The sequence below is a fragment of the Marinobacter sp. SS13-12 genome, assembly GCF_030227115.1.
Classification (GTDB): domain Bacteria; phylum Pseudomonadota; class Gammaproteobacteria; order Pseudomonadales; family Oleiphilaceae; genus Marinobacter.
Window position 1 is genome coordinate 1,832,178 of the sequence record NZ_JASSUA010000001.1, and the last position, 20,776, is coordinate 1,852,953.

Annotated in this window: 22 protein-coding genes; 12 read left to right on the top strand and 10 right to left on the bottom strand. The window is 57.5% G+C overall.

Going from position 1 to position 20,776, the window contains the following annotated elements; genetic code table 11:
- The first annotated feature begins 359 nt into the window (after nt 1–359).
- Nucleotides 360–1,589 carry a spore maturation protein gene (locus QPL94_RS08455; RefSeq protein WP_285356765.1) on the top strand — a complete coding sequence of 410 codons (1,230 nt, stop codon included), beginning with the start codon at nt 360–362 and terminating at the stop codon, nt 1,587–1,589.
- On the opposite strand, the gene QPL94_RS08460 is transcribed toward QPL94_RS08455, so the two are convergent.
- The 4 genes from QPL94_RS08460 to QPL94_RS08475 all read right to left on the bottom strand — a co-directional run bounded on the left by QPL94_RS08460 (nt 1,558) and on the right by QPL94_RS08475 (nt 5,065).
- Nucleotides 1,558–3,462, bottom strand: a complete 1,905-nt coding sequence (locus QPL94_RS08460; RefSeq protein WP_285356767.1) for an N-acyl-D-amino-acid deacylase family protein — start codon at nt 3,460–3,462, stop codon at nt 1,558–1,560. The two genes, QPL94_RS08455 and QPL94_RS08460, sit on opposite strands and share 32 nt — an antisense overlap.
- 119 nt (nt 3,463–3,581) lie before the next feature.
- Nucleotides 3,582–3,800 (bottom strand): zinc ribbon domain-containing protein, encoded by a 219-nt coding sequence (locus tag QPL94_RS08465; RefSeq protein WP_285356768.1) that lies wholly within the window; start codon nt 3,798–3,800, stop codon nt 3,582–3,584.
- An 85-nt stretch (nt 3,801–3,885) separates the two neighbouring features.
- Entirely contained in the window at nt 3,886–4,344 is a 459-nt protein-coding gene (locus QPL94_RS08470) for a DUF4112 domain-containing protein (protein WP_285356770.1), read from the bottom strand.
- 13 nt (nt 4,345–4,357) lie between these two features.
- Nucleotides 4,358–5,065: a DUF3581 family protein gene (locus QPL94_RS08475; RefSeq protein ID WP_285356772.1), complete on the bottom strand. Its 708-nt coding sequence runs from the start codon at nt 5,063–5,065 to the stop codon at nt 4,358–4,360.
- 225 nt (nt 5,066–5,290) lie between these two features.
- Here QPL94_RS08475 and QPL94_RS08480 point away from each other — a divergent pair, with 225 nt between their 5' ends.
- The 4 genes from QPL94_RS08480 to QPL94_RS08495 all read left to right on the top strand — a co-directional run bounded on the left by QPL94_RS08480 (nt 5,291) and on the right by QPL94_RS08495 (nt 9,046).
- Nucleotides 5,291–6,184, top strand: coding sequence for an alpha/beta fold hydrolase (locus tag QPL94_RS08480; RefSeq protein ID WP_285356773.1), 894 nt, complete (start codon nt 5,291–5,293; stop codon nt 6,182–6,184).
- 164 nt (nt 6,185–6,348) lie between these two features.
- Entirely contained in the window at nt 6,349–7,134 is a 786-nt protein-coding gene (locus QPL94_RS08485) for a substrate-binding periplasmic protein (RefSeq protein WP_285356775.1), read from the top strand.
- A 109-nt stretch (nt 7,135–7,243) separates the two neighbouring features.
- Nucleotides 7,244–7,966, top strand: coding sequence for a MotA/TolQ/ExbB proton channel family protein (locus QPL94_RS08490; protein WP_285356778.1), 723 nt, complete (start codon nt 7,244–7,246; stop codon nt 7,964–7,966).
- 12 nt (nt 7,967–7,978) lie between these two features.
- The gene (locus QPL94_RS08495; protein WP_285356779.1) at nt 7,979–9,046 is read left to right on the top strand and encodes a peptidoglycan -binding protein; all 1,068 of its coding nucleotides are present in this window, start codon (nt 7,979–7,981) and stop codon (nt 9,044–9,046) included.
- A gap of 5 nt (nt 9,047–9,051) precedes the next feature.
- Here the strand turns inward: QPL94_RS08495 and QPL94_RS08500 are convergent, their stop codons facing one another.
- A complete protein-coding gene (locus tag QPL94_RS08500; protein WP_285356781.1) occupies nt 9,052–9,717 on the bottom strand; it encodes an AbiTii domain-containing protein in 666 nt (221 codons plus the stop codon).
- Between the two features lie 239 nt (nt 9,718–9,956).
- Here QPL94_RS08500 and QPL94_RS08505 point away from each other — a divergent pair, with 239 nt between their 5' ends.
- The gene (locus QPL94_RS08505) at nt 9,957–10,745 is read left to right on the top strand and encodes a TSUP family transporter (RefSeq protein WP_285356782.1); all 789 of its coding nucleotides are present in this window, start codon (nt 9,957–9,959) and stop codon (nt 10,743–10,745) included.
- Here QPL94_RS08505 and QPL94_RS08510 read toward each other — a convergent pair.
- Nucleotides 10,742–11,527 (bottom strand): ZIP family metal transporter, encoded by a 786-nt coding sequence (locus QPL94_RS08510; RefSeq protein ID WP_285356783.1) that lies wholly within the window; start codon nt 11,525–11,527, stop codon nt 10,742–10,744. The genes QPL94_RS08505 and QPL94_RS08510 overlap by 4 nt on opposite strands.
- 172 nt (nt 11,528–11,699) lie before the next feature.
- Here QPL94_RS08510 and QPL94_RS08515 point away from each other — a divergent pair, with 172 nt between their 5' ends.
- A complete protein-coding gene (locus QPL94_RS08515) occupies nt 11,700–12,575 on the top strand; it encodes a diacylglycerol/lipid kinase family protein (RefSeq protein ID WP_285356784.1) in 876 nt (291 codons plus the stop codon).
- A gap of 15 nt (nt 12,576–12,590) precedes the next feature.
- Here the strand turns inward: QPL94_RS08515 and QPL94_RS08520 are convergent, their stop codons facing one another.
- Both QPL94_RS08520 and QPL94_RS08525 read right to left on the bottom strand, forming a co-directional pair.
- Nucleotides 12,591–13,397, bottom strand: a complete 807-nt coding sequence (locus QPL94_RS08520; RefSeq protein ID WP_285356785.1) for a DUF1338 domain-containing protein — start codon at nt 13,395–13,397, stop codon at nt 12,591–12,593.
- Nucleotides 13,384–14,508 carry an arginine N-succinyltransferase gene (locus tag QPL94_RS08525; protein ID WP_285356786.1) on the bottom strand — a complete coding sequence of 375 codons (1,125 nt, stop codon included), beginning with the start codon at nt 14,506–14,508 and terminating at the stop codon, nt 13,384–13,386. Before QPL94_RS08525 ends, QPL94_RS08520 begins: the two co-directional genes overlap by 14 nt.
- A 140-nt stretch (nt 14,509–14,648) precedes the next feature.
- Here QPL94_RS08525 and QPL94_RS08530 point away from each other — a divergent pair, with 140 nt between their 5' ends.
- Nucleotides 14,649–15,077 carry an Lrp/AsnC family transcriptional regulator gene (locus QPL94_RS08530; protein WP_285356789.1) on the top strand — a complete coding sequence of 143 codons (429 nt, stop codon included), beginning with the start codon at nt 14,649–14,651 and terminating at the stop codon, nt 15,075–15,077.
- A gap of 20 nt (nt 15,078–15,097) precedes the next feature.
- Here QPL94_RS08530 and QPL94_RS08535 read toward each other — a convergent pair whose 3' ends face one another.
- Nucleotides 15,098–15,382 carry a YebG family protein gene (locus QPL94_RS08535; protein WP_137435277.1) on the bottom strand — a complete coding sequence of 95 codons (285 nt, stop codon included), beginning with the start codon at nt 15,380–15,382 and terminating at the stop codon, nt 15,098–15,100.
- A gap of 205 nt (nt 15,383–15,587) precedes the next feature.
- Between QPL94_RS08535 and QPL94_RS08540 the strand changes: the two genes are divergently transcribed.
- The 3 genes from QPL94_RS08540 (at nt 15,588) to QPL94_RS08550 (ending at nt 17,629) form a co-directional block, all read left to right on the top strand.
- Nucleotides 15,588–16,196, top strand: a complete 609-nt coding sequence (locus QPL94_RS08540) for a LemA family protein (RefSeq protein WP_427901854.1) — start codon at nt 15,588–15,590, stop codon at nt 16,194–16,196.
- Nucleotides 16,196–16,939 carry a TPM domain-containing protein gene (locus QPL94_RS08545; RefSeq protein WP_285356791.1) on the top strand — a complete coding sequence of 248 codons (744 nt, stop codon included), beginning with the start codon at nt 16,196–16,198 and terminating at the stop codon, nt 16,937–16,939. Before QPL94_RS08540 ends, QPL94_RS08545 begins: the two co-directional genes overlap by 1 nt.
- A 63-nt stretch (nt 16,940–17,002) precedes the next feature.
- Nucleotides 17,003–17,629 carry a TPM domain-containing protein gene (locus QPL94_RS08550; RefSeq protein WP_285356792.1) on the top strand — a complete coding sequence of 209 codons (627 nt, stop codon included), beginning with the start codon at nt 17,003–17,005 and terminating at the stop codon, nt 17,627–17,629.
- A gap of 24 nt (nt 17,630–17,653) precedes the next feature.
- On the opposite strand, the gene QPL94_RS08555 is transcribed toward QPL94_RS08550, so the two are convergent.
- The gene (locus tag QPL94_RS08555; protein ID WP_285356793.1) at nt 17,654–18,568 is read right to left on the bottom strand and encodes a glutathione S-transferase family protein; all 915 of its coding nucleotides are present in this window, start codon (nt 18,566–18,568) and stop codon (nt 17,654–17,656) included.
- Between the two features lie 452 nt (nt 18,569–19,020).
- Here QPL94_RS08555 and QPL94_RS08560 point away from each other — a divergent pair, with 452 nt between their 5' ends.
- Nucleotides 19,021–20,703 (top strand): AMP-binding protein, encoded by a 1,683-nt coding sequence (locus QPL94_RS08560; protein WP_285356795.1) that lies wholly within the window; start codon nt 19,021–19,023, stop codon nt 20,701–20,703.
- Nucleotides 20,704–20,776: the final 73 nt, after the last annotated feature.

The window sequence follows — 20,776 nt, forward strand, 5'->3', positions numbered from 1 at the left end:
ACCTCATTTGACGATGGAATGTTCCGGGCACAAAAAAACGGCGCGCACACGAAAGCCTGAAAGTCAGGTTTGTGGGGACGCCGTTGTCCGGGTAGTGTTCAATGTTCCGGGCCGGTGAAGGCCCGGCAATCGCTGGTTAATGTCATCTGGTACAACGCAATACCCGTGCCTGATTTCGCTGATCCAAAAAAAATCTATGAAGTTCAGTAAACTAACGCCTATTTATTAATGCAGTGCCGTGCGAAATCTGGTGCCGGTGCGGGCTGATCATGGCGAGTATGGTTCAATTTGGTGCGCGCGGAAGGCTGGTGCCCCGAAAATGAACTCGTCACTCACAACTCAGGGAAGCGAATCACACAATGCTTAACGGAATCTGGCTGGGGTTTTTCCTGGTGGCCTTTGCAGCGGCACTCTGGCAATGGCTGGGCATGGGCGACAGCGAGGTGTTCAGCCGCCTGGTTGCGGCCATGTTCGACATGGCAGAACTCAGTGTCGAGATCATACTGGTGCTGGTGGGCACCATGACGCTGTGGCTGGGTTTTCTGGCCATTGCCGAAAAAGCCGGGTTGATTCAGCTTATGGCCAGAGTCCTGGACCCGCTGTTCCGCAGGCTGATGCCGGAAGTGCCCAGTGGCCACCCGGCGCAGGGGCATATCACCATGAATTTTGCTGCCAATATCCTGGGGCTGGATAACGCGGCTACGCCCATTGGCATCAAGGCCATGCATTCGCTGCAGGAACTGAACCCGAGCCGGGATACGGCCAGTAACGCGCAGATTCTGTTCCTGGTTCTCAATACGTCGTCACTGACCCTGCTGCCAGTGACCATTTTCATGTACCGCGCGCAGCAAGGGGCCGCGGAGCCCACTTCAGTGTTCCTGCCTATTCTGCTGGCGACGACTGCGTCCAGCCTGGTGGGATTGCTGAGTGTGTCCTTGATGCAGCGGCTGAAGCTCTGGCACCCGGTGGTGCTGGCTTACCTTCTCGCCGGCGCGGCGGCTTTGGGGTTGCTGTTGGCAACACTGGCGGGCATGTCCGCCCAGGCCCTGGCGGCTACGTCAACGCTGGTGGGCAATCTCACGCTGTTCGGCATCGTGATCAGCTTCCTGCTGATCGGTGCCCTGCGGAAGGTGAATGTCTACGATACGTTTATCGAGGGGGCCAAGGAGGGCTTCAGTTTCACCATTTCACTCTTGCCGTTCCTGGTAGCAATGCTGGTGGCGATCGGTGTTCTGCGGGCCAGTGGCGTACTGGATGCGGGCCTTGGGGGTATTCGGTGGGTCATTGAGGGGCTGGGATGGGATACGGGTTTCATCGAGGCGCTGCCTACCGCCTTTATGAAGCCCCTGTCCGGCAGTGGTGCCCGGGCGATGATGCTTGAGACCATGGATACCTTCGGGGTGGACAGTTTTCCCGCATTAATGGCGGCCACCATGCAGGGCAGTACCGAAACCACCTTCTACGTGCTGGCGGTGTATTTCGGCGCCGTGGGCATCCGCAAAATCCGCCATGGCCTCGGTTGTGCCCTGCTGGCGGACTTTGCCGGTATGCTGACGGCTATCCTGGTGTGCTATTGGTTCTTTGGCTAGTGTCCAGCACGGTGCCCATTCTTTTCTGCCCCAGTGCCTCGTCGAACTCCGTTCCGTGCCAAGCGGGGTGACCGGCGATCATCACCAGGGGCACTACACCATCGGTGCGATTGACAAGTTGCTCATGCTGGAACGCTTCGCGGTACTGACGTTGAACAGTGTTGTTATGGTCCATGCGGCGCAGCGCAGAGGGGTCCACCAGAATCAGGTCCGCCTGATCACCCACCCCGATGCTTCCACCTTTGACGCCGAACACCCGCGCGGGATCGCGGGTGAGGCGTCGCACCATGTAGGCTACATCCATATCGCCACCGTCTGACGCCAGTTTCAGCGCTCTCAGGTTGCCGTCGTAAAAGGCCATATTGGTGAGGTGCGCGCCGCTGTCGTTGAAGCCGGGTAGTAGCTGGGGGTCCATCAGCAGGTTGCGCACTGTGCGCTCGTCCCGATTGGCAGAAACGGTGTACCAGCTCAGGTCGCGATCGAAGGCCCGCAGCATTGCCAGTACGAAGTCGCCTTCATCCTTCACCTGGCTGAAACAGTCCTTCAGCAGGGCCTTTTCCGCGTCGCTGCTGTCCCGGGGCTTTCCTGCATTGGCAGCTTTCACGCGCGCATAGACGTCGGCGAAGGTTTTACCCTCCCAGTCCTTCAGCGGGCAGACGTCGATGGTCATGTCTTCCAGGGTACGGTTGAACGCGTAATCCTCGAGACGAACCAGGTGTTTCAGACGCCTGAGGCCAAGGCCGGTCTTGCCGCTCATCCACATGGCCTTGAACTGCTTGATGTAGGCCGGATCATAAAGGATTTTCTGTCTGCCTTCGCGGTCTTCCAGTTCGGTTTCATTGAGGATGCGCAGCTCTTCTATCTCTTCAGAGAGCGGCGTTACCGCGCCGTCAGACCATACCTTGAAAGGCGCTGCCAGCGCCTGAAGGTGGAAGTCACCCTTCAGCAGGCGGGAATTGAGTACCCGGGCCAGCAAACGTGCCAGCCGCACGATCTTGCGGTTGCTATGCACGTCCAGTGCCGCCACAACGGTGGTTTTCAACGGCTTGCCGTGGAGGCGGCCGCAGCTGAGCAGGAAGGTCTTGATGGTGCCAATGGTGCTGTCTTTCGGTGGTGTGGCCTGCCAGACACCACCCTTGCGCCGGACCACATCGGTCAGCCGTTTGATTTCCGGGTACCCGGCAAACTGGGTGGGAATGGTTTTGCGGGTGTTAGGCTGATTGGCCAGGTAATGGAAGGGCAGGGCGTCGGTGGAGAAACCCGCGTAGCCGTCGTCCAGTGCCTGTTCCAGCAAAGACTCCATGGCCTGGAGCTCGTCTTCGGTGGGGGCACGGGAGATGCTGGCCTCAAACCCCATCACTTCGATGCGCAGCATGGAGTGGGGCACCAGGGCAACCAGGTTGGGCCCCAGGCTGAGTTTGTTGAGGTGCTGGATATATTCCTTCGGGTTCTGCCAGTCAACCCGATCGGCGGTTGCCCGTAGCACCTCTTTGGGAATGTTCTCCACGCGGGCGTAACAATCCACAATCGGGTCAGCCCCGTTTTTGCGCTGGGAACCGAAGGCCAGCCCCAGGCTGCAGTTGGCGATCACCACCGTGGTGGTGCCGTGGCGCACGGACTCGGGCAAGCCGGGGGCGACTTCCAGTTCAAGGTCGTAGTGAGTGTGGATATCGAAAAGCCCGGGCATGGCCCAGCATTCGCTGCCATCTATCACCGTGCGCGCTTTTCGGGGATCAAGGTTTGCGCCCCTGGCGGCTATCTTGCCACCGGCAACCGCAATATCTTCGCGCACCGGCAAATCGCCGATGCCATCAAAGACCTTGGCGCCCCGGATCAGATAGTCCCAGCCAGTGTCGGTTGGTCCATCGCTCATGAGTGTTTCACCTGTTGTTATTCTGGTTTCCGAAGTAGATCGTTACTATTGCCCGGTGCCGCCAGAACGGAATCAGCCCTGCGGCAATAATAGTCGATACTTGCGAAAATGGCGTGAGGTCAGGGAGTGATTTCGGTAGTGCTCCCGGCGGGGTTGGCGGGTTCGTCCTTCACGATGATGAAAACAGCCCCGATGACAATAACCAGTGCCGCAATCAGCACGGTGGCCGCGCCAAGAATCATCCTGAGCCTTGAAGTCTGAAGTTTGCCGCACTCCGGGCATTTTTTACTTCCCCGGGGTATGTCCATCCCACAGTTGGAGCAGCTATTCTTCGCCATAGTGGTTGTCCCTTCAGTCATTCAATGTGCCTGAGTCAAGGTTAAGCCTTGGGGCTGCCAGGCACAAATCCGTAGTGATCCCGATTCAGAGGGCAATGACTACCAGGACTGTCAGTGCAGAGAGAATGCCGATGGTGACCACAAACTGTTTCCAGGGAAACGCAGGTTCGGGCTGTGTTTTCAGTTCGATTTCCAGGTAGTCACGAAGCAGTTTTGCATTGCGGGCATTGGCCTTCCAGGCAAAGTCGAAGGCATCGCCGACGACGGGAACAAGGCCGCCAACAAAGTCGATCGCCATATTGCGGACCATTTGCCGTTTAACACGACTGCTGGCACCGGCCCGCTGCGCTTCGACAAGCACGTAACCCGACATGATCAGGCCGGCGAAGTCACCCAGCACAGGAACAAGACCGATAAGGGGCTCGACGCCGATCCGGAAACGGGTGAACGGTATGACAATGGCGTTATCGGCCATTCGGCTGAACCTGTCGAGACGGGCCAGTGCCGCCAGCTTGTCTTCCCGACTTACCGGTGTGGTTGCCATGACAGGGTTCCGGTTAATCCCAGGATCTGTTCTTGAGCCGGTAGAATTCTTCGACAACCGCATCCATCGCGTCTGAGTCGTACTCCCGCAGGCCACTGACAACCAGCTTCTTGGAAACCTCGCCCGCGGTTTTGCTGTCCGAGATCAAGCGGTAATCCAGCGAGACGTTGCCCCGCTTTCCTTCCGGCTTCAGGCCGGCATTGTGCAACTCCAGATCAGGAGATGGTGCATCAAGGGTGTTCATAGTCAGGCTCATACTCTGGTACATGATCATGGGCCTGTCGGGGTTGAACATCACGCCTTCGCTTTCCATTAACGGTTTGAGGGTATGGGGAAAGTTCTTGCCCGAAGCCGCAACATAACAGCGAATAAAATTCTCGATGACGGTTTCATCGTGGGTGCATTCGCCGCTGCGCTCGACCTCGATATACACCTTGCCCTTTTGGTCGTAGACCCGAATCACGCCGTCGCTGTCTTCGCGAAAGTCCAGTGGGACATTCTCGCCCAGCAGGCTGCGAAAGTGGAACGTCATATGCCGGCACAGGCCGAAGTGTGAGACCAGCAGAGCGAACAGCAGGTCCCCGGGTACACAGAAGCGGCGGGCGTCGGGGTTGTGTATCGGGTTGAAATCTCCTGCCACTTCCTTGGCAAATCGGCTGGCCTGGGTCGCGCTGATCAGCACGTGTCCGTCCTGGATTGAATGGTAACGTTCGAGAAACATGCGGTGCCTTTTCGTTTTCGCAAATATGGATGGTTACGATAGTGGCCTTAAAAGCCGCCTGCAGCAAGACGCAACGAAACCAATGTCTAAGATAAACGCCAAAATAGCTGCGGTTACTTGCCCCGGGGGCCGGGCCTGTTCCGTTCGATCCCTGCGGTTGATTGGCTACACTATCTATTTCAATGTCGAATTCAATAGACTAAGAGCAAATGGCGGAGGTATTTGATGGATTTTGGGGCTGAGTTCAGAACCGACCGCATCAGAACGTCAGGTGCCGATATCCACCTTGCCCAGGGCGGTAAGGGGCCGCCGTTGCTCCTGCTACACGGATATCCTCAGACCCATGTGATGTGGCACCGGGTAGCGCCGGAGCTGGCCCGGGATTTTCACGTGATCTGTCCGGACCTGCGCGGCTACGGTGACAGCTCGAAACCGCCATCCGATACCCTTCATGGAGCCTATTCAAAGCGGGAAATGGCCCGGGACATGGTAGAGGTGATGGCGGGCCTGGGCTATCAGCGGTTCGCCGTTGCCGGCCATGACCGGGGTGCGCGAGTGGCCCATCGCATGGCGCTTGATTATCCGGACCAGGTTTCCCGTGTCTGTGTGATGGATATTGCGCCCACTCTGCATATGTTCAGCCACACCGACCAGAATTTTGCCACCGGGTACTATCACTGGTTCTTCCTGATTCAGCCCGATGGATTGCCCGAGCGCATGATCGGCGCTGATCCCGATTACTTCCTGAAGGAGAAACTCAATCGCTGGAGCGGTCCCGATGCCGGTTTTGACCCGGGCGCGGTTGCCGAGTACGTGCGCTGTTTCCGTGATCCGCGGGTGATTCATGCCTCCTGTGAGGATTACCGGGCCGCCGCTACGATCGATCTGGAGCATGACAGGCATGACCGTGATCGCAATCGCAAGATTGAGTGCCCGCTGCTGGTGCTTTGGGGTAGCAGGGGGTTTGTTCACCGCACCTACGATGTCATGGCCGTGTGGCAACGCTATGCCGATAAGGTGGAGGGCAGGCTGCTGGGCTGTGGGCATTTTCTTCCCGAGGAAGCGCCTGAGGATGTCCTGAGGGAACTGCAGCGTTGGTTCCTGCCTGCGACGCATTAAAATTACGCACAACAAAGATACGTTTTGTCACTGAAATTTTGCGTCAGAACCGCAATGATGGTCGTATTGGCATAAGCGACCAAAGCAATTAGCCTTAAATGCCAGAATGTAGTTTTTGCATATATATACAACTGACAAAGCCCTATTGCAACGAGGATACAAGAATGCCAGCCAGATCAGGCTCCGGAATTCCAAGCCCCCTGACACTTATCAGACGTGTGGCCCAGGGCCTCTTATTGCTGGCACTGATGCCAACAGCCCTCGCCGACGACAAGCTCTATATCTATACCGAGAATTACCCTCCCTATAACGCTTCGACCACTGGCCAGGGTTTTGCCCATAATGCCGGGGATATATCAGGTATCTGTACGGATATGGTCAAGGAGATGATGAAGCGGGTGGACTACGAATACGTCATGAAGATGCGTGACTGGAGCCTTGCCTACGATAGGGTTCAGGGCCGTGAGAATCATGCCCTGTTCTGCACGGCTCGAACCGATGAACGGGAAGGCCAGTTCCAGTGGGTGGGACCGCTGGCGCCAATCAAGTGGACACTGTTCGCGGCACCGGACTCAGATATTGCACTTGACACCCTGGACGATGCCAAACAGTACAAAATTGCCGGCTACAAGGGAGACGTGATGTCGGATTATCTTGTCGGTGAGGGGTTTGACGTCATCATGAACGTGTCTGGTGAACAGAACCCGCGCAGGCTGACATTGGGTCAGGCCGACCTGTGGGTTACCGATGGACTGGTGGGTCCACTGGTGGCGGAAGAAGAGCATGGCATTACCGGCCTGAAACCGGTCCTGGTCTTCCGGGAAACGCCGATGTACCTGGCTGTCAGCAACCAGACCGATTCCGGGATTGTGGAGGATCTTCAGCGGGGCCTGGATGAGGCCCGCAAAAGTGGAGCTCTGGACGACATTGTCAGCCGTTATCAGCGCTGAAGCTGACCAGGTAACAAATACGTAACCCGCCAGAACCGGGTTAAGTTCAGCAGGGGTCCGGGGGTTGTGCTAGCTTTTAACGTGTTTCCTGATAAAACCGGTGGCGTTAATGAGCAATCCCAAACATACCCTTTTCTGGATGACGCTGTTTCTGGCGGTGGTCGTGGTGGTTTGTGCCCTGATCTACAAGCCGCTGCAGACCGCGTTCATGGCGAACTGGGTGTTCAACCTGCTCATCCTCTGTGTTCTGTTGATCGGCATCGCCATTACCTACCGTCAGGTGTTCGTGTTGTTCCCGGAACTGCGATGGGTTGCGCAGTTCCGTACCGGTCATGCCGGGCTTTCCGTGTTGCAGGAGCCCCGGTTACTGAAACCGCTGGCACGCCAGCTTGACGACGACTCCAAGCGGGACCGCTTCTCGCTGTCTACCATGTCGCTGCGCACCGTACTGGATGCCATCCACAGCCGCATGGATGAGCAGCGTGAAATTACCCGATATTTCATCAGTCTGCTTATTTTTCTGGGCCTGCTGGGCACCTTCTGGGGCCTGCTCGGCACGATCAACTCGGTGGGAGAGGTGATCGTAAACCTGGATATGGGGCAGGAAGATTTCGGCGAGGTGTTCGCCGGCCTCCAGTCGGGTCTTCTCAAGCCGCTGGAAGGCATGGGTACGGCTTTCAGCTCATCATTGCTGGGGCTGGGAGGCTCTCTGGTCCTTGGCTTTCTGGATATCCAGGCAGGGCATGCCCAGAACCGTTTTTACGACGGCCTGGAAGAGTGGCTGACCGGTGTAACCAACCTGGTGGACCGGGTTGAAGATGCACCGCAATAACAGGCAGGCGCCATGATCGGCTCCAGACGTCGCACCCGCAGCAACATCAACGTATGGCCCGGTTATGTGGATGCCCTGTCGGCATTGTTGATGCTGATTATCTTCATGTTGCTGATCTATGTGGTCAGTCAGCTCTATCTCTCACAGACCCTGTCGGACCGTGACTCCGAACTGGCCAGGCTGAATGCCCAGCTGGCGGAAATTTCCCGGCTTCTGGGACTGGAGCAGGAGCAGACAGCAGCTCTGGAAGAGGAGATGGCCACGGTGCAGAGCAGCTACAGTGAAAGCCTTGCCCTGAATGACGAGCTTCGCGCAGAGATTGAAGAAGAGCGGGCGCAACGGCTGGCGCAGCAATACAATGCCGAGGCCCAGGCCCTGAAAGTTGAGGATCTGCAGCGGGCGGTCTCCGGCGCCGAGGCCGAGCTGGAGGACGAAGAGAAGCTGAGCGCCTCCCAGCGTGCGTTTATTCAGCAGCTGTCGAACCGGATCGCAGCCTTGCAGGACCAGTTGAGCCGCATTACTGCCGCATTGCGGCTGCAGGAAGACCTGACTGCCGAGAAACAGGCCGAACTGGAAGAAGTGGGTAAACGGCTGAATACCTTGCTGGCAGAGCGGGTCAATGAACTGGAGCGTTACCAGTCCGAGTTCTTTGGCCGGTTACGGGAAATTCTGCAGGATAACGAGAACATCCGTATTGTCGGTGACCGTTTCCTGCTGCCCTCCGAGCTGCTTTTTGCGTCCGGTTCAGCCAGCCTCGGTGAAGAGGGGCAGCGTGAGCTGGACAAGCTGGCAGAGGTGCTGCTGGATGTCGCCTCTGCCATACCGGACGATATCGACTGGATTCTGCGAATTGATGGCCATACCGACCGCATTCCGATCAATACCGAAGAATTCCCGTCCAACTGGGAGCTGTCCACTGCCAGGGCAGTGGCAGTGGTGCGTTACCTTGCCTCGGAAGGCGTGCCCCAGACTCGTATGGTAGCGGCCGGATTCGGTGAGTTCTTTCCGGTCGACGAGGGCAGTTCCGCAGAAGCGTTGCAGCGGAACCGCCGTATCGAGATCAAGCTTACCGACCGGTAAGAGGTTCAGCCTGCGCGCCCGAAGACCCGCTCGAAAAAGCCTGCCTCGCGGACATCCGGAACCGGCAGGTCGTCGTTGCTTTCCAGAGCCTTGCGCCAGAAGCGCTCGGGATCGTCAAGATGGGCCACCTTCTTGCGTTCGTCCTGGCTGTACGAATTATGGTCGCCGCCAATGCCTGTTTCCATCAGCTCCTGGCACCAGAGGTACAGTGCACTGCGCATAACCCGCAGCATTTTGCAGTAGCTGTCTCTGCTGATGGTGATAGCCAGTTCCGCACTGAGATTGATCCGGGATTGCAGTGTTGCCATTTCCTCTTTGTCGAACACAATGCGGTGACCGGTACCCTTCTTGCAGCTGAGGCAGGTTTTCTCCAGGGACTTGATGCCCTCCATCATATCCCGGTGTCCGAAATCCAGTTTCTGCTGGTCGTCGACGGGTGCTGGAATCCAGCCATACTGAGGAGAGCGGGCGACAATATGGCCCGGTACATCACGTCGGTAAGGGGGTAATGCAGCGGGGTCGCCATAACCGTCGAATTCGGTCCGCATCCAGGCTGCCATGGTTCGCTGACGAAGCATCATGGCCAGGGTGATGGCCGAAGGCATGATTTCTTCAAGTAGCTCGCTGCTGTCCTGAAGCTTTTCGTCCAGGTGTTCAACCGCTGCTGACATCGTTATTCTCCCTTCTCCACGGGCAGAAGCAGGAGTTGCTGCCCCCGCCCGGTTGTTGTTTTTATCAGAAGTTCCGGGCAGCACAACACCGGAACCTTTGATTAAAAATTAGGCGCTATTGGGCATTTCTTCCGTTGTAGAAAAGTAGCCCCTTTGTTACTGGAAGTAATGGGGGGCTGGCGGGTATCCTCTTATACCTTTGCATTCGCGAACTTACCTGCCGGAACCTGAGTCTCACTATGTCTGAACTGGCGTTGTACCAGTATGTCCTGATTGGTCTGATCTTTGTCTGGAGCGGCTTTGTCCGGTCCGGGCTAGGTTTTGGCGGGGCGGTGTTGTCGTTGCCGTTTCTGCTGCTGGTACTGGATGAGCCGCTGGTTTTCCTGCCCATCATTGCTGTGCATCTACTGGTGTTTTCATCACTCACCATCTGGATGAACAACCGCAAGTCGTCAAGAACGGACGATGAGGGGAAGATATCGGCGGGTACGGTGGACTGGAACTACCTCTGGCGAATTCTGGCCATCATGATTGTGCCCAAGCTGATCGGTGTGTTTGGGCTTATCACTCTGCCATCGGATGTCATGAGCACCATCATCTTTGTCATCGTGGCGCTTTATTCTGTCTCCTACATCCTTGACCGACCCTTTCGCAGTGGCAGCCGTGCCGTTGATACCGTTTTCCTGATGGTTGGCGGGTATGTCAGCGGTACTTCACTGATCGGGGCGCCGCTGATTATTGCTGTGGCAGCGCAACACCTGCCCAAGGAACGGTTACGGGATACCCTGTTCGCGCTCTGGTTCATACTGGTGGTCATCAAAATGGCAGCCTTTATCTGGGTTGGAATCGACCTGCAGTTGATCCACCACCTGTGGCTATTGCCCTGTGCTGCCGTGGGCCATGTGGTTGGCCTCTATGTCCATGACCGTATGCTGAGGGCGGAGACACCGGTGTTTTTCCGGGTACTTGGCGTGGTACTGCTGATCGTCAGCAGTATCGGGATGATGAAGGTGCTGTTTCCGGTCTAGCCCAGCGTTGCGTCCAGAAACATCATCACCACGAATCCGCCCAGCAGGGAAAATGTCGCCAGGGTCTTGTACTCGCCGCGATGGGTTTCAGGGATAATTTCGTCGCTGATGATAAACAGCATCGCCCCGGCGGCGAAGCCCAGGGTCCAGGGCATGATGGGTTCGGCAAGCCACACCATGGCGCTGCCGAAAAGGCCGCCAATGGGTTCCAGCAGGCTGGTCAGGACTGCAATGCCAAAGGATTTCAGCCGCGAGTGCTCAATGGCCAGCAGTGACACCGCCACCGCCAGGCCTTCAGGAATATTCTGTAGCCCGATGCCAACCGCCAGAGCGGTGCCGTTGCCGATATCGCCTCCGGCAAATCCCACACCTACCGCCATGCCTTCGGGGAAATTGTGTAAGGCGATGGCAATAATAAACAGCCAGATACGGCGGATTCGCGCGCTCTCCGGCCCCTCTCGCCCAAGGGTGAAATGCTCGTGAGGCAGTCGCTGGTGAATGCTGAAAAGCAGTCCCGCACCCATGAGGAGTCCGGCGATCACCATCAGTGCCGCAATCCACGTCGCTCCCGTGAGCTCTTCACCGTATTCGATTCCGGGCAGCAGTAGCGAGAAGAATGATGCCGCCAGCATGACGCCGGCGGCTGCGCTGAGCATGCCGTCCTGCAGTTGCGGGGTGAGCTTTCTCACCAGGAAAACACCCAGCGCCCCAACCCCGGTGCCCAGGCCTGCCAGAAGACTGGCAGTGGCTCCCAGCAAGACTACGTTGACTTCTTCCAGCATTGGCCTCCCTTTTGTCTTGTCTAGTCCTGTCGTGCTTGCGCCCGCCTGCGGTTTGGTCGGGGGTGTTACCGCCAGATTAAACACTCATCATGTTGATGACCCGTTTTGGGTGTATAACTGATACCAGTGTACGTCTGTTTAAGCGCACTGGCTCAGGGAGCAAAGGAATGTCATGGTCTACTGGTTGATGGCAAACCCCAAGGCAGGGGAAGAGGGCAGTCGTGGCCCGGATTTCTGGCGCAAGCACCTGGAAGCTGCCGGTATATCCGATATCCGGGACTGCAGCCTCGAGGATACAGCCTGGACACGCGAGATTGATACCGCCGACATTGTGCTGGCAGCCGGCGGTGACGGTTCCGTGAATGCGGGGGCGGGCTTCTGCCTGGAATCCGGCGCGACCCTTGCAGTGCTTCCATCCGGCACGGCCAATGACTTCGCCCGCAACCTGGGCCTGCCGGAGGATCCGCAGCGCCTCTGTGACTTGGTGGCGAGTGGGAAGACGCAAATGGTAGACATTGCCGTTGCCCAACAAGGGAGGTTTCTGAACGTTGCTCATATTGGCCTTGGGACTCATGCCGTGCGGGAATCATCGGGGGAGAGTAAGCGTTTTCTCGGGCGTTTCAGTTATGGCGTGGCGCTGTTGCAGAAGCTGGCGGCCTACCGCGGATTCCACGGTGTTATTGAGACCGAGGAGGGTAAGGTCACCGGGCGCTGGCTCACCATCGCCGTCTCCTCCGGTGCCTTTTTCGGCGGCGGAAGTGAGATTCCCGAGGCCTCGGCCAGTGACGGGCAGCTGGACGTGATTGCGGTCCGGCCGCGGTCTTTGTTCCAGCTGTTCCTGGCTTTTCTCACGGTTCGCCTGAGCCGGAGTTCGACGAAGCGAAACAGTACGGTTGTGCAGATGAAGAGCCCCGTAGTGAGCGTTGTTACCCGTTCACCCAAAACCATCACCATGGACGGAGACATCGCCGGGAAGACACCGCTCACGGCAAAATGTCGGCCCGCCTGCCTGAAAGTGATCTGCGAAGAGCTGGTCACCACAGAGTAATAGCCGGACGCAGAACTAGCGCCGGCTGTCGGTACTTTCAAAGATCTTGTCCGCTGAGGCGGCGACAAATCCGCTGTAGAGCTGGCCGTCGGGCTTCGGGTACCGGAGCGCAAACTCGTAGAAGCAGCTGGGAATGGCCGCCACCTGGTCGGAAAATTGTACTTCCGCCCGGTCTGCCATGGTGGATGATTGCTCCAGCAGTTCTTCCGGTGATCCTTTGATTTCCCCTCCCGAGTCGTTCACCCGATAGCCGTTGTCCTTGAGCACCTGGTTGATCTCCGCCACTGTCCTGAAGCGGCTCAGGGCATTGATGCTTACCGTGAAATGGTTGGCGCGAAAGCCCCAGGCGGCCACCCAGGCGGCGTATTCACTTTCTTCCAGCAGGGTCTGGTAGGTGGGATAGTCGATGTCCCAGTGTCGGCCGGAATACAGAAAATTGTCGGCGGTGACAGCATCCGGATCAATCTGACTCACCAGGTTCCGGACAATGGCCTGTAACGGCTCGGAACACTGCTCGACCAGCAACTCGGAAATGAACACCTTGGGGGCGGACGGGTCCGGGTGTTCGTAATGTCTGGCGTAGAGTTTCTTGGCTTCGAAATGATACTCGCCACCCTCCTGGTATCCCAGCGCCAGGAAGTGCGCAGCCAGCTTGTCCAGGTTCACCTTTTCGAGGTTGTAGGTGCGCAGGGCAATATGGTCATTGACGATTTCGCCGCCCTGGGTGTCATCCAGTAAACGGTGAATATCTTCGGCAGAGGGAGTCACTTTGCAATAGTTCTCCCAAAGACGACCGAACAGTGTGTCTCTATCGGTATGCATGGAGCGCCTCCTGTTGTTGGCACATTGGAATAGCCGTCGGCTGCCTGCCCGTGCTGGCGGTTGTCAGTTCCATGAATCGGGCCTGCCCATGGTTACGCAGGTGGAGCGCGTTTGCCAGTGTTGCCGGCACCTGTAGCAGGTTGCGCGTGGGCAGATACCTGGCGGCACTGGTGATGGTGGCGCGGAAATGTTCAGTTCCGGTATTGGTAACAGCCAGTACCCGTCCCTGGCCGCCGCAGGCCCATTTTTCCAGTGCCGGTTCCACTTTATCAACAACCTGGATTCGGCAGCCAACGGAGGTGGACACCGACCGGATGTCCGTCAGTTTCGCCTCAACTGTGGGGCCGCCATCGAAGGGATCAATGAAACCGGTATGGTGGAAGCCTTCGGCCTCAAGCATGTTCAGGGCAGGGCGGGTCTTGTCGTGCACCTGTCCGATAACCGCGCGGGCGCTCTCGTCCATCAGGTGGGTATAGAGTGGGTGCCGGGGCATCAAATCGGCAATAAAGCCATTATCCCCGGTACCGACCATGCGGGTCACGGTGTCGAAGTCGAGATCCACAAAATGCGCACGCAGCCAGTTCCAGAACGGGGACTGGCCCCTCTCATCCGACACGCCCCGCATTTCGGCAATGACCGTCTCTGCAAACCGTTGAGGGTGTTGCGCCATGAACAGGAAACGGACTCTTGAGAGCAGTTTGCCGGCGTGCGCGCGGCGAAACTTCGGCCGCAGGAACAGTGTGCAGATTTCACTGCAGCCGGTGTAGTGGTTGCACATGTCCAGCACTTCCAGCTTGCGACGCAGGTTCAGCTCAGGCGAGTGGTGCACCACCTGGCTGCAGTGATAGTGGTAAAGCGGGCGTCGGGTGCCTACCGAGGCTTCGATGCCGGTGGTTCCCATGATTTCGCCGGTATCCGGATCTTCCAGTACAAACAGGTAACTTTCGTCGCCGGGTGAATTCACCATGCGGCCGAAACTTGCCATGGAACGGTGGACCTTTTGAGCCAGAAAATCACGATCATCCACCAGTGAGGTGAAGCCAGGGCCGGATTCCACAGCTATTTGCTGCAAGGCCGGGAGATCCGTGGTGGCAACCGGGCGAATAATCATCGTGGCATCCTCATCTGTAACTGGCACTTTGCTGGTGAAGATTGATGACGACAGTATGATGAAGCGGGATGTCAATTTGTAGTTTCAAAATATCAAAAATGATAGATTATATGCACAAATTGACATAAAGGTTTGGCAATATGCTCGGAAAGCAAGATCAGGAGCTGCTTTTGCTGCTCCGCCAAAATGCCCGTTCCAGTATTTCTGACCTGGCCCGGGCCCTGAATGTCTCGCGCTCAACGGTGCAGAACCGTATAGCGAAGCTGGAAGCCGGCGGTGTCATCCGTGGCTATTCAGTGCTGCTCGGTGGCGAGTTCTCTGCCAATCAGGTAGAGGCGCACGTGTCGATCAAGGTCTATCAAAAGCTGACAGCCCGCACCAACACCGCCCTTGAGCAGATCAGCCAGGTGTCCCAGTTGTATTCGGTCAGCGGCGAGTACGACCTGATCGCTATTGTTCAGGCGCAGTCGCTGGAGGAACTCAGTGCGGTACTCGACGAGATCGGCAATCTGGAAGGCGTAGAGCGAACCAACTCAGCGGTGGTGCTGGAAACACGGTTCCGCCGCTGAGTGGTGAGAGCTGGCGGACGTCAGTCGGAATCCGGCTGCGCCTGCTCATTCAACAAAGAGGGCTTCTTGAGCGCCTTGCCGAACAGGTCTTTCTCTTCGGCAATGGCCAGTGCGGCCTTTTCGGCCATGGCTTCATCCATGCCTTCAACCCTCGCTTGCAGAAACTGGGTAATCTCTTCAGCCAGTTCCAGAACCTTGTCGCGGGCGTCGGCTTCTGCTTTGGACGAGAAAAGCATTGTGTCAGGGTTTTTAAGTGCCATCTCCAGTCCGTCCCTCTCCGAGTAATACAGCGCTTGTACGGCCATGATGTTCTCCAGTGTGTTCCCGCACGTTGTCGTGTCTGGTGGGGTTCATTGAGTCGCCGGGAGTATAACGAACAGGTCTGTATATGTATACAGTGTTTCCCGGGGCCCCTGGAACGGCAGATGCCTGGGCGGAAGTGTGTTAGTGTTCTAGGCTTCCAGGCGATCAGCTCGTTAATCATCAAGGAAACGATACGATATGCACTATATGAGCACGGCCACGCCAGGCCGATTCACATTCCGTTTGGCGGCCATGGCACTACTGGCCCTGTTGTTGACCGGCTGTGGGATAAACAATATCCCCACCTACGACGAGCAGGTCAAGGCGGCCTGGTCGCAGGTAGAAAACCAGTACCAGCGGCGGGCCGACCTCGTCCCGAACCTGGTTGAGACCGTCAAGGGTTTTGCGGAACAGGAGCGGGAAACCCTGACGGCGGTCATTGAAGCCCGGTCGAAGGCTACGTCGATCCAGGTGGATGAGAGCATTCTCAACAATCCTGAAAAGCTCCAGCAGTTCCAGCAGGCACAGGGCGAACTGAGCAGCGCGTTGAGCAGGTTGATGGCGGTGTCTGAACGGTATCCTGACCTGAAATCCAACCAGAACTTCCTGGCGCTGCAGTCGCAACTGGAAGGTACTGAGAACCGCATTGCGGTGGCCAGACGGGACTTTATCCAGGCGGTTGAGCGCTATAACACCGAGATTCGCACCTTCCCGGGCCGCCTGTGGCACAGCTTCCTTTACAGTGATATGGAGTTGCGGGCCAACTTTGAGGCAACTGCCCCGAATGCGGAAGACGCGCCCCAGGTGGAATTCTGATGCCTGTTCTGTTGCACCGGATAACCGTGCTCGTTGTCCTGGGCCTGATCTTTCAGGCCAGCGCCGTTGCCCAGTCCACTCCGGATTTTCCTGAACTTTCGGGCCGTGTCGTGGATCAGGCCAACATGCTTCCGCAGCAGGTAGAGGCCAACCTTGCCCAGATGCTGGAAGCCCATGAGCAGGCGACCACCGAGCAGGTGGTGGTGGTCACTCTCCCCGACCTGCAGGGCTACGCCATCGAGGATTATGGCTATCAACTGGGCCGGCATTGGGGGATTGGCCAGGAAGGCGAGGATAACGGGGCCCTGCTGATTGTTGCTGAAGACGAGCGACGCATCCGTATCGAAGTGGGTTACGGCCTGGAAGGCCGCCTTACGGACGCAACCTCCGCCACCATTATCAACCAGATCATTACCCCCGCCTTCAGGGAGGGTGATTTTGCCAGCGGGATCGCTAACGGTGCAGCGGCCATGGTCCAGGTACTGGGGGGTGAACCCCTCGCGGTACCTGAGCGCCAGCGTTCCGATGCGCAGCAGGACAAACCTCATCCTGCGCTCGGCATCCTGTTTTTCATTATCGTGTTGGTGGTGTTTTTCTCGAGCGGCCGGCGTGGCCGTAGTGCCATACTGGCGGGCGCTCTGCTCGGTGGGCTTGGCGGCGGTCGCGGTGGTGGTTTCGGAGGTGGCGGCTTCGGCGGCGGAGGCGGTGGCTTCGGTGGCGGTGGAGCGTCCGGCGGCTGGTAGCCATGCCCTGTCACAAGGTGCGCAAACACGGAACCCCCCTGATTCAGCAATATCGGAACAAACATGACACTATTAACAGACAAGGAACAACAACAGGTGGCCTCGGCCATCTCTGACGTCGAGCGGGAAACCGACGCGGAACTGGTTACGGTGCTGGCGGATGCTTCCGACAGTTACTCCTACATACCGCTGCTCTGGGCGGGAATCATTGCGCTACTGATTCCCGGCACCATCAATTATTTCACCGGTTCCCTCGGCGCCGACTGGTTGCTGGTGGTGCAGTGGGCCACCTTTATCGTGCTCTGCCTGTTGCTGCAGTTTCCGGGGGTGGGGCACCACCTGATTCCGCGCCCCGTGCGGTTCTGGCGGGCCTCCAATATGGCGCGGAGGCAGTTCCTGGAACAGAATCTGCACCACACTGAAGGCGGCGTGGGCATGCTGATTTTCGTATCGGAAGCGGAGCACTACGTGGAAATTCTCGTCGACCAGGGGATCTCTTCAAAGGTTGGTGATGATGTCTGGGAGGGTATTGTCAAAACCTTTACCGACCGGGTGCGCAGTGGCGATACCCTGGCCGGCTTCCTGGAGTGCATTGAAAGCTGCGGGCAGCATCTCCGCGAGCAGGTGCCGGCTACACACGAGAAAAACGAATTGCCTAATCACCTGGTGTTAATACCAGAACGATCTTAACGGCTGCCAGCCCGGCCTGAGACATCAGGCCGGCTTTACTGCAAATCCCTGACGCGGGAAGTGCACATGTACCTGGCCCACCCGCTTATGGGAGCGTCCCAGAACCAGCGCCTGGTTATCGGCATACACCAGTTTGCCGCTGACCGGCTCCCGCCCGTAATCATCCGGTGCAATTCCCACGTTCTTTCTGGCAAGCGGGTCATCACCGGCGGATTCAATGGCCCGTGGCATGGCATCGCGAGCGATGTCCAGAGCCTGATCTGCGGTGATTTCCCGGAATTCGCCATGGCCAAAGGCCCTCATCCGTTCCATCCAGGCAGTTACTTTCGGAAAGTCCCGAAGCCATGGTTTCCCGGCCAGGTCGCACACAAACCAGAGGCCGTGGTAAGCCGAGAAATCCGCGACGCAGGGAGTACTCCCGAAGAGGAAGTCGTCGTTTAGCATGGATTCCATGCTGCTGATATGGGAGATGACTTTTTCCTTGGCCTGAGGGCCCCGTAGTGCCTTGACCCGGGATTTTCTGCCCATGCTGATGCGGTCTTTGAGGAAGCGGAAGGCGTGGAAAAGCGATGTTTCCCTGACCAGCTTCTTCAGCATGCGGCCGTCGCTGGCGGCAATCACACAGGCCAGGAATACCTCCAGATCGGTGGTGCGCACGAAATCGATGACTTCCTGCGGCTGACCGGCCAGGCTCAGTTCTTTCTTGCCGCTCAGGCGCGCGATTTCGTCGGCAATGGCGCGGCTGTCACAAAAGACATCAGCGCCATTCTGGGCCACCGGAACCTTTCGGTAGCCGCCGGCGAGAATGGAAAGCACTGGCCTGGGTGGCATTTCCTTCACGGTAACGGATTGCCAGGAAAGGCCGGCATAGCCCAGCATCACCCGCACCTTTTCGGAAAAGGGGGACATGGGATAGTGGAACAGAATGAGATCTTGCATCGGGCGTAACCCTTCCTTGTTGACAGTATTAGCTGGCGAAACAAAGGAGGGTACGCTGCAAACCACCCTGGCGGAAGCCCCGAAGGTTGTCCGGCTGGGCCACTCAGGCGGTCAGAAGCCCTGCTGATGCACAGTACAGGAATGCAACTGCGCCCGCGCAGATAAGCGCCCAGGCGGGGAAAATCAATGATGAGCGGGTTGTTGTTCTCACAGGCACCTCCAGAGTGACCTTTTTGTTGTTGTTCTCTACGCTAACTTCGTCACTCTAGACCATAATTGACAGATGTCACGAATTAAAGTGTGCTGCGTGTCGCATTTGTCCGGTTTGGCGGCGAGATGATCCCGGCATGGGGGGAGCTTGAGGAAACGGCAAATACAGGTACTATCTACCTGGCTACGCTTAAGTCTGATAAAAAAAAGTGATTCCGGATTATAACAATAAGGAGCCTTCGATGGCGGTAGACAACGCAAAGCAATCCTCCCTTCATTGCCTTTACTATTGGGCGGAGCAGACTCCCGATAAGGGTTATCTGACCCAGCCGTTTCCGGATGGAACCACCGAAGACATCACCTGGAAGCAGGCGGCAGACCAGGTCTCCCGGATGGCGGCCCATCTGGGGACCCTGGAACTTCCTGAGCGCAGCAATATTGCGATCCTGGGTAAAAACAGCGCGCACTGGATCCTGTGTGACCTGGCCACCTGGGCCGCAGGGCACGTTTCAGTTCCGCTGTACCCCACGTTGAACGGCGATACGGCGGCCTATGTTCTTGAGCACAGCGAGGCGAAGCTGCTTTTCCTGGGTAAGCTGGACGGCAAGGCCGACGGCTGGAACGACATCAAGGGCCACATCCCTGACGACCTGCCGATTATCTCGCTGCCGATGTCGCCCCGGGACGACACCCCGAAATGGCTGGACATCATTGCCAGCCAGGAGCCGGCGGAGCCGAAACTGCCAGATCCCGACGACCTGGCGACCATCGTTTATACCTCGGGCAGTACCGGGCGCCCGAAAGGTGTCATGCACAGTTTCCGCACCATGATTTCCGTGGCGGATGGCTTGCAGCAAATATTTCCGGTCACCCAGGACGAACGCATGCTCTCCTATCTGCCGCTTGCCCATGTGGCGGAGCGTGCCGCCGTCGAAACCCAGTCGCTGTATTACGGATTCCATCTCTATTTCGCCAATTCCCTGGAAACCTTCCAGGAGGACTTGCAGCGGGCCCGCCCGACCCTGTTCTTCTCGGTGCCGCGCCTGTGGATGAAATTCTACCTAGGCGTCAATGCCAAGTTGCCGCCCAAGAAACAGAAAGTGCTGTTTAATATTCCACTGCTAAACCGGCTGGTTAAGAGGAAAGTACTCAAGCAGCTGGGGCTCGACCATTGCCGTGCAGCCCTTACAGGTGCAGCGCCACTGTCCGGTGAAATCATTGCCTGGTATCGCAACCTGGGCCTCGAGCTGCTGGAAGTGTATGGCATGTCCGAAAACTTCGGTTATTCCCATGCCAACCGCCCGGGCGCGGCGAAGCCCGGCACCGTGGGCGTGACCAACCCGGGCGTGGAACACCGCCTGGCAGAGGGTGGAGAAGTTCAGGTGAAAAGCCCCGGGCAAATGCTGGGCTATTACAAGAACGAAGAGAAGACCCGCGAAGACATCACCGACGATGGCTTCCTGAAAACCGGTGATATGGGGGAAATCGACAAGGACGGTTTCCTGAGAATTACCGGCCGGGTAAAGGACCTGTTCAAAACCTCCAAGGGCAAGTACGTGGTACCGGTGCCTATCGAAAACCGCTTCAACCATCCGAAAGCAGAGGTGGTGTGTGTGGCCGGTGCCAATCAGCCCCAGCCATGCCTGATGGTGCTGCTATCGGAAGAAGCGCGTGAGGAACTGGAAGCCGGTGGCAGCCGGGACGAGCTTGAGCAGGAGCTGGCCGCAGAGCTGGATGCGGTAAACAGGGAATGCGAGGGCCATGAAAAACTGGCCTTTGTGGTCGTCGTGAAGGAACCCTGGACCATGGAAAACGGCATGCTGACCCCCACCATGAAGATCAAGCGGAACGTGATCGAGGACTACTACAACCGCAAAATGGATGAGTGGTTCGGCAAGAAACAGAAAGTGATCTGGGAATTCTGAGCCTGCAAACGAAAACACCGGTGGGCCTGAGTGTTCAGGGCCACCGGTGCTGATGAAATCTGTCTTCCTTTAC

Excerpts from the sequence above, each read along its gene's own strand:
- QPL94_RS08455 (WP_285356765.1), top strand. The coding sequence starts at position 360 with ATGCTTAACGGAATCTGGCTGGGGTTTTTCCTGGTGGCCTTTGCAGCG.
- QPL94_RS08460 (WP_285356767.1), bottom strand. The coding sequence starts at position 3,462 with ATGAGCGATGGACCAACCGACACTGGCTGGGACTATCTGATCCGGGGC.
- QPL94_RS08465 (WP_285356768.1), bottom strand. The coding sequence starts at position 3,800 with ATGGCGAAGAATAGCTGCTCCAACTGTGGGATGGACATACCCCGGGGA.
- QPL94_RS08470 (WP_285356770.1), bottom strand. The coding sequence starts at position 4,344 with ATGGCAACCACACCGGTAAGTCGGGAAGACAAGCTGGCGGCACTGGCC.
- QPL94_RS08475 (WP_285356772.1), bottom strand. The coding sequence starts at position 5,065 with ATGTTTCTCGAACGTTACCATTCAATCCAGGACGGACACGTGCTGATC.
- QPL94_RS08480 (WP_285356773.1), top strand. The coding sequence starts at position 5,291 with ATGGATTTTGGGGCTGAGTTCAGAACCGACCGCATCAGAACGTCAGGT.
- QPL94_RS08485 (WP_285356775.1), top strand. The coding sequence starts at position 6,349 with ATGCCAGCCAGATCAGGCTCCGGAATTCCAAGCCCCCTGACACTTATC.
- QPL94_RS08490 (WP_285356778.1), top strand. The coding sequence starts at position 7,244 with ATGAGCAATCCCAAACATACCCTTTTCTGGATGACGCTGTTTCTGGCG.
- QPL94_RS08495 (WP_285356779.1), top strand. The coding sequence starts at position 7,979 with ATGATCGGCTCCAGACGTCGCACCCGCAGCAACATCAACGTATGGCCC.
- QPL94_RS08500 (WP_285356781.1), bottom strand. The coding sequence starts at position 9,717 with ATGTCAGCAGCGGTTGAACACCTGGACGAAAAGCTTCAGGACAGCAGC.
- QPL94_RS08505 (WP_285356782.1), top strand. The coding sequence starts at position 9,957 with ATGTCTGAACTGGCGTTGTACCAGTATGTCCTGATTGGTCTGATCTTT.
- QPL94_RS08510 (WP_285356783.1), bottom strand. The coding sequence starts at position 11,527 with ATGCTGGAAGAAGTCAACGTAGTCTTGCTGGGAGCCACTGCCAGTCTT.
- QPL94_RS08515 (WP_285356784.1), top strand. The coding sequence starts at position 11,700 with ATGGTCTACTGGTTGATGGCAAACCCCAAGGCAGGGGAAGAGGGCAGT.
- QPL94_RS08520 (WP_285356785.1), bottom strand. The coding sequence starts at position 13,397 with ATGCATACCGATAGAGACACACTGTTCGGTCGTCTTTGGGAGAACTAT.
- QPL94_RS08525 (WP_285356786.1), bottom strand. The coding sequence starts at position 14,508 with ATGATTATTCGCCCGGTTGCCACCACGGATCTCCCGGCCTTGCAGCAA.
- QPL94_RS08530 (WP_285356789.1), top strand. The coding sequence starts at position 14,649 with ATGCTCGGAAAGCAAGATCAGGAGCTGCTTTTGCTGCTCCGCCAAAAT.
- QPL94_RS08535 (WP_137435277.1), bottom strand. The coding sequence starts at position 15,382 with ATGGCCGTACAAGCGCTGTATTACTCGGAGAGGGACGGACTGGAGATG.
- QPL94_RS08540 (WP_427901854.1), top strand. The coding sequence starts at position 15,588 with ATGAGCACGGCCACGCCAGGCCGATTCACATTCCGTTTGGCGGCCATG.
- QPL94_RS08545 (WP_285356791.1), top strand. The coding sequence starts at position 16,196 with ATGCCTGTTCTGTTGCACCGGATAACCGTGCTCGTTGTCCTGGGCCTG.
- QPL94_RS08550 (WP_285356792.1), top strand. The coding sequence starts at position 17,003 with ATGACACTATTAACAGACAAGGAACAACAACAGGTGGCCTCGGCCATC.
- QPL94_RS08555 (WP_285356793.1), bottom strand. The coding sequence starts at position 18,568 with ATGCAAGATCTCATTCTGTTCCACTATCCCATGTCCCCCTTTTCCGAA.
- QPL94_RS08560 (WP_285356795.1), top strand. The coding sequence starts at position 19,021 with ATGGCGGTAGACAACGCAAAGCAATCCTCCCTTCATTGCCTTTACTAT.